The sequence below is a fragment of the Streptomyces sp. NPDC054813 genome, assembly GCF_053611365.1.
In genome coordinates, this window is record NZ_JBSHAF010000074.1 from 1 (window position 1) to 1,491 (window position 1,491).

The 1,491-nt window shown below is 65.5% G+C and carries 1 protein-coding gene; it reads left to right on the top strand.

Going from position 1 to position 1,491, the window contains the following annotated elements; translation table 11 throughout:
• The first annotated feature begins 225 nt into the window (after positions 1-225).
• Complete coding sequence (locus ACWGJB_RS49810; RefSeq protein ID WP_453386635.1) at positions 226-1,437, top strand: IS110 family transposase; 1,212 nt, start codon at positions 226-228, stop codon at positions 1,435-1,437.
• Positions 1,438-1,491: the final 54 nt, after the last annotated feature.

Sequence of the window (1,491 nt, forward strand, 5' to 3'; positions counted from 1 at the left end):
TCCTTACGTTGTTGGTGGGTTGATTCCGGTCACTCGTACGATCGGGAGGCCCGGGGGCCCTGGGTATGGCTGTCAAGTTCATGCCGTAGGAGTGGCTTCTACTGATTGGCCGCCCGGTGCCTCGCGACGACTCGGCCACTGATTGGGATACGCGCGGCAGGATCGCTTGGTAAGGACACGCTGGCGAGGTCGTCTGCTGGGATTCGAACGGGAACGACTCCGGAGGTGGCCGTGCCAGAACTGTGGGCCGGTACGGATGCGGGCAAGGCTGAACATCACTGCGTGGTGATCGATGCCGAGGGGAAACGAAGGCTGTCGCGTCGGGTGGCCAACGACGAGGCCGTGTTGCTGGAGCTGATCGCGGATGTGCTCTCGCTGAGCGAAGAAAAGCCGGTGACCTGGGCGATCGATCTCAATGCCGGCGGGGCCGCGCTGATGATCGCGTTAGTGACGGACAACGGGCAGAGGGTCCTCTACATCCCCGGCCGCACCGTCCACCATGCCTCTGGCTCCTACCGGGGCGACGGAAAGAGCGACGCAAAGGACGCCTTCATCATCGCGGACCAAGCCCGCATGCGCCGCGACATCCAGGCGATACACCACGGCGACGACATCGCCGTCGACCTGCGCATCCTCACGTCTCGCCGCCTGGACCTGGCCACAGACCGCACGAGGACGATCAACCGGATGCGGGCCCAGCTGTTGGGATACTTCCCGGCTCTGGAGCGAGCCTTCGACTACAGCACTTCGAAGGCGTCGCTCGTCCTGCTGACTGGCTACCAGGCGCCGGCCGAACTGCGTCGGACCGGCAGGAAGCGCCTGGCCGACTGGTTGAGGAACCGCAAGGTCCGCAACTACAGACTCGTCGCAGACACCGCTGTTGAGGCCGCCGGGGCCCAGCACACCGTCGTTCCCGGGGAAAAGCTGGCCGCGGCCGTCGTGGCCAGGCTGGCGAAGGAAGTGATGGCCCTCGATGAGGAGATCGCCGAAACCGATGCCCTGATCGAGGGTCGGTTTCGCGAACACCCGCAAGCCGAGGTCATCCTGAGCATGCCCGGCATCGGCCCTGTCCTCGGTGCCGAGTTCATAGCCCACACTGGCGGCGACATGAGCGTATTCGGCACCGCCGACCGCCTCGCCGGTGTCGCCGGCCTGGCACCCGTCCCGAAGGACTCCGGACGGATCAGCGGCAATATGCGCCGGCCTCGTCGCTACTGCCGCCGCCTGCTGCGGGTCTTCTACATGTCCGCCCAGGTCGCCGCCAGATCCTGCCCCGTCTCCAAAGCGTTCTACGAACGCAAGAGGGCCGAGAAGAAAACCCATAAGCAGGCCGTCATCGCCCTCGCACGCCGCCGCCTGAACGTCCTGTGGGCACTCCTCCGGGACGGTCGCCTCTTCGAAAGCAGCCCGCCGCCCCGCGCTGTCATCCTCGACTGAGGCAGCTACGGCCAGTTACGAGCCAGGCGTTGACAACCACATTGGGAATCAGTA